Raw genomic sequence first — 4,853 nt, 5'->3', positions numbered from 1 at the left:
CATCTTCGGCGAGCCCAAGGAAGCGCGCACGCGCTCGTTCCTGCAAGCGGTGCTGGCGCGGTCATGACGACGACGTTCGATACTTCCGTCTGGCAGGGCCGTGACGACACGGGTGAGCGCGGTGACGTGACACGCCTGTTCCAGATCGTGCAGTCCGCCTATGTGGCGGCGCTGTCCGGCACACCCGCCCTATTGGGCTTTGCCTGCGATGCAGGCGTAGTGCGCAACCACGGTCGTGCTGGTGCCGCACAGGGCCCGCGCGAGATCCGCCGCGCGTTGGCCAACGTGCCCGCGCATGGCCTCGCGGTGCTCGCCGACGCAGGTGATGTGAATTGCGATGACGGTGATCTGGAGGGTGCCCAAACCGAACTCGGTGAAGCCGTCTGCGAACTGCTCGATGCGGGCGCGCATCCGGTCGTGCTGGGCGGCGGCCATGAGGTTGCTTTCGGCACCTACCAAGGTTTGCGCAAGCACTGGCAAAAGCAGGGCTGGCGCGGCCGCCTGGCCATCGTCAACTTCGACGCGCATTTCGACCTGCGCACGAGCCGACCCGGCAACTCCGGCACGCCGTTCGACCAGATCGCCGAGGATTGCGCCGCCCACGGCATCGACCTGACGTACTGCTGCCTGGGTGTGAGCCGGCTGTCCAACACGCCCGCGCTGTTCGACCGCGCCGACGCGCTGCATGCGCACTACGTGGAAGACACGCACGTGCAGGAGCGCCACCTCGACGCGCGCATGGCGGATCTCGATGCCTGGCTGGCCGGTGTCGACCACGTCTACCTGACCATCGACATGGACGTGCTGGCGGCTGCTGTCGCGCCCGGCGTCTCCGCGCCCGCCGCGTACGGCGTCACGCTGCCGGTGCTCGAAGCGCTGGTGCAGCACGTCTGCGCCACGGGCAAGGTGCGTGTGGCGGACATCGCCGAGACCAACCCCGAATATGACCAGGACCGCCGCACCGTGCGTGTGGCCGCGCGCCTGGCCTATCACCTGCTGCGCCGTCATGAAGCTGCTGCCCGCTGACACGATGCGCCGCATGCCGTGGAAGAACGGCGGCGGCGTGACGACGGAAATCGCCATCGCGCCGGCCGGGGCGTCGCTGGACAATTTCGACTGGCGCGTGAGCACCGCGCAGGTGGATGCGGCGGGGCCGTTCTCGCGCTTTGCCGGCATCGATCGCTCGCTGGCGGTGATCGCGGGCGGACGTCTGACGCTGCATCGCGCCGATGGCGAGACCGTCTCGCTCGCGCCAGGGGAGGCGCCGGTGCGCTTCCCGGGCGAAGTGGACATTCACGCCACGCTCGATGCGCCGCTGTCGGACTTCAACGTGATGACGCGCCGCGACACCTGGGCGCATCACGCCGAGGCGATCACGCTGGCGGCGGGCGAGCGCCGTTCGTTACCGGCGACGCGCGCAGGCACGCAGTGGCTGGTGTATTGCGTGCACGGCGCACTGTCGGTCGGCGCGCTGGAGGTGCCGCAGGGTGCGGCCGTCAGGCTGGATGCGCCGTCCGGCAGCGACACGCTGGTCGCACGGGTCGGCACGGTCGGCTATCTGGTGGCACTCTGGCCGGTCGCGTAACGCTGCGTCCGGGCAAAAGAAAAGGGACCCAGATGGGTCCCTTGCAAGTCTCCCGGCCCCGTGGGGGCGCGGCAGAAGACTCTTACTTCTTCTTGTTCACGGCGTCCTTGAAGCCCTTGCCAGCCGTGAACTTCACGGTCTTGGTTGCCGGGATCTTGATGGCTTCGCCGGTGCGCGGGTTGCGGCCGGTGCGTGCTGCACGCTTGCCCGACGAGAACGAACCGAAGCCAACCAGCGTGATGGTGCCGCCCTTGGCGACGGTCTTCTTGATGTTTTCCAGCGCGGAGTTCAGAGCGCGCTCGGCGGCGGCGTTGCTCAGTTCAGCGTCTTTTGCAATGGCGGCTACGAGTTCGGATTTGGTCGTCATGTCAGTTCCCCACTTCAGGTTTGTTGGACAGCGTTGTACTGCGACCCGTTTTATATCACCGTTGTGAAGGGTTGCACATCCCCTAACGGCAAGGCTTTGCGGGCCGTTGCTTGCAACTGACACTTATCCCGTCTACGTTTGCGGGCAGGTATTCGGGAAAAACCTGATATAGACAGGGTTTGTTTGCATTTCGGACACGTCCGCGCGCACCGAAACCGCGCAAGACCGGCCGTGCAGAACCGCGCCGCGCACGCCGTACACTGGGCGTATCCGCTGCTGGCAAACCTCATGGAGAACATCATGTCGAGTTCGCAAACGCCTGTCGCACAAGGCTTCGCGGCCGATGGCGGTGCCGCTGAGCTGCCGCGCGGACCGGCCGTGCTGGTGGTTGGCGCCAATGGCTTGGTGGGGCGCGCCGTGGTGCGCCGGCTGGTGGCGCAGACCTGGGCGGGCAGCGTGACGGCACTGGTACGGCGGCCCGGGGCCTTGACAGCGGGGCAGGCGCTGCCCGGCAGATTGCGTGAGCGCGTGATCGATTTTGAACGGCTGGACGCGCCGGAATTCCAGTCGGCGTTTGCCGCCGACATCGTCATCTGCGCGCTGGGCACCACCATCCGCCAGGCCGGCTCGCAGGCGGCGTTCCGGCGCGTCGACGTCGACTACCCGGCCGAAGTCGCGCGGCGGGCGTTCGCGGCGGGCGCGCACCATTTCCTGCTGGTCACCGCGCTGGGCGCCGATGCGCGCTCGGGCGTGTTCTACAACCGCTGCAAGGGCGAGGTGGAAGCGGCCGTCCTGTCGATCGGCTTCCCGTCGGTGACGGTGGTGCGGCCATCGCTGATGCTCGGCCCGCGCGCGGAGCGCCGCCCGGCAGAACGTGTTGCGCAAAACCTGTCGAAGGTGCTCGGCTGGATGGTGCCGAAGACGTGGCGGCCGGTGCCGGCGGAGTCGGTGGCAGCGGCCCTGGCGACGGCGGCGCGCGTGGACGCGCCGGGCGTGCGGGTCTTGGAAAACGCGGCGCTGCTGGCCGCGCAGGACGAGCGGCCGGTCGGGTAACCGGCCGCCGCGTCCATTTCAGTGGATCACTCGACCGCCTTGCCGGTGCGGTCGTGCATCAGGGCCAGCGCAAAGATGCTGATGACTGCGGCCACCGTCACGTAGTACGACGGCGCCAGCTTGCTGCCGGTGCTGGTGATCAGCCAGGTCACGATCAGCGGGGCGAAGCCGCCGAAGATGGTCACCGCCAGGTTGTACGCGATCGACAGCCCGGTCGAGCGCACCGCGGTCGGGAACTGCTCGGCCAGCACCGCCGGCGCCGGGCCCGTGAACGCCGCCAGCAGCACGCCCAGGATCACCTGCACTTGCAGCAGCGTCTGCACCGTCGGGCTCACGTTCAGCCAGTGGAAGAGCGGGTACGCCGCCAGCGCGATCACGAACGCCACCGTACCCAGCATGCGCTTGCGCCCGATGCGGTCCGACAGCGTGCCCATGATCGGGCACAGGATGAAGATGATCGCGCCGCACAGCGCGGTCGACTGGAACGTCGCGCCCAGCGGCAGGCCGAGCTGCTGCTTGGCATACGTCGGCATGTAGAACACCAGCGTGTAGGTGCAGACCGTCCACAGGATGGTCACGCCCAGGCCGCCCAGCACTTCGCGCGGATGATCGCGCAGCACCTGCGACAGCGGTGCCAGGCGCGATTCCTTGGCGGCCTTGGCCTTCTGCTCTTCGAACGCGGGCGGCTCATGCAGGTGCGAGCGGATGTACATGCCCACCGGGCCGATCAGCAGGCCGAACAGGAACGGGACGCGCCAGCCCCACGTGTCGATCTGCTCCGGCGACAGGCCGTTGGTGACGATCGCACCCATCGCTGCGCCCAGGATGAACGAGATGCCCTGGCTGGCTTGCTGCCAGCTGGCGAAATAGCCGCGCCGCTCGTTGGGCGCGTATTCGATCAGGAAGGCGGTGGCGCCGCCGACCTCGCCGCCGGCCGAGAAGCCCTGGATCAGGCGCGCGATCACGATCAAAATCGGCGCGCCGATGCCGATCTGCGAGTACGTCGGCGCCAGCCCGATGATGGCCGTGCCCACCGCCATCAGCATGATGGTGAGCGTGAGCGATGCCTTGCGGCCGGCGCGGTCGGCATACACGCCGAGCACGACGGCGCCGACCGGGCGCATGAAGAAGCCCACGCCAAAGGTGGCGACGGTCAGCAGGAACGAGGTGACGTCATTGCCGGTCGGAAAGAACAGCTTGGCAATGATGACGGCGAAGAAGGAGTAGACGGTGAAATCGAACCACTCCAGGCCGTTGCCGATGGTGGCGGCAATGATGGCCTTGCGTCGGGTGGTGGCCGAGATGGCCGGTGCTGCTGCACGATCGCCTTGTACTGGCGCTGCCGTGGCTTGCATGGATGTTGCCTCCAGGTGTTGTGGGGTGTCCGCCGGCCGCGATTTCTCTCCCCCCTTCGCGTGGACGGCGAAGCAGCCATGTTAAGTGATCTGGCAAGGAATGGCAGGGGTGCGCAAGACCTTGGAATCGATCGGGCCAAACGTGGTCGAACGTATATCCACATGCATCGAAGGGAGCACATGATGGAGCGGACATCCCATCTCGGCCGATTCACTGCCTGTCTGCCCGGCGCGCTCGCCCTGTGCGCGGCGGCCCTGCTGGGCGGCTGCGTGGTCGCGCCGTATTACGACGCCTACGGAAACCCGGTGGCACCAGTGGCGGTCGCGCCGGCGCCGGCCTATGGCTACGACTATCCGTATCCCTATCCGTATTCGTACCCCTATTACTATGGCCCGGCCTATTACCCCGCCCCTGTTTTCGGCAGCGTCTGGCTCGGCGGGTGCTGGGGTTGCCACGGTGGTCACGGTGGCTGGGGCGGCCGCGGCCGGGGCG

Annotated in this window: 6 protein-coding genes; 4 read left to right on the top strand and 2 right to left on the bottom strand. The window is 67.6% G+C overall.

Annotated elements, in window-relative coordinates; all coding sequences use genetic code 11:
* Positions 1–63: 63 nt before the first annotated feature.
* Both hutG and QZ609_RS24690 read left to right on the top strand, forming a co-directional pair.
* The gene (hutG, locus tag QZ609_RS24695) at positions 64–1,026 is read left to right on the top strand and encodes a formimidoylglutamase (RefSeq protein ID WP_295500542.1); all 963 of its coding nucleotides are present in this window, start codon (positions 64–66) and stop codon (positions 1,024–1,026) included.
* Complete coding sequence (locus QZ609_RS24690; RefSeq protein WP_295500539.1) at positions 1,007–1,585, top strand: HutD family protein; 579 nt, start codon at positions 1,007–1,009, stop codon at positions 1,583–1,585. The genes hutG and QZ609_RS24690 overlap by 20 nt, the downstream gene beginning before the upstream one ends.
* 82 nt (positions 1,586–1,667) lie before the next feature.
* Here QZ609_RS24690 and QZ609_RS24685 read toward each other — a convergent pair whose 3' ends face one another.
* On the bottom strand, positions 1,668–1,952 hold the full coding sequence (locus QZ609_RS24685; RefSeq protein ID WP_003272088.1) for an HU family DNA-binding protein: 285 nt from the start codon (positions 1,950–1,952) through the stop codon (positions 1,668–1,670).
* A 300-nt stretch (positions 1,953–2,252) separates the two neighbouring features.
* Here QZ609_RS24685 and QZ609_RS24680 point away from each other — a divergent pair, with 300 nt between their 5' ends.
* Positions 2,253–3,005 carry an oxidoreductase gene (locus QZ609_RS24680; protein WP_295500523.1) on the top strand — a complete coding sequence of 251 codons (753 nt, stop codon included), beginning with the start codon at positions 2,253–2,255 and terminating at the stop codon, positions 3,003–3,005.
* 26 nt (positions 3,006–3,031) lie between these two features.
* On the opposite strand, the gene QZ609_RS24675 is transcribed toward QZ609_RS24680, so the two are convergent.
* Positions 3,032–4,360, bottom strand: a complete 1,329-nt coding sequence (locus QZ609_RS24675) for an MFS transporter (protein ID WP_295500519.1) — start codon at positions 4,358–4,360, stop codon at positions 3,032–3,034.
* 183 nt (positions 4,361–4,543) lie between these two features.
* On the opposite strand from QZ609_RS24675, the gene QZ609_RS24670 reads away from it, so the two are divergent.
* Positions 4,544–4,853 (top strand): hypothetical protein (locus QZ609_RS24670; RefSeq protein ID WP_295500516.1); only part of this gene is annotated, 310 nt, incomplete at its 3' end.

The sequence above is a fragment of the uncultured Ralstonia sp. genome, assembly GCA_913056305.1.
Classification (GTDB): Bacteria; Pseudomonadota; Gammaproteobacteria; order Burkholderiales; family Burkholderiaceae; genus Ralstonia.
The sequence above is the reverse complement of the archived record's forward strand: the minus strand, read 5'-3'. Positions and strand labels throughout refer to the sequence as shown.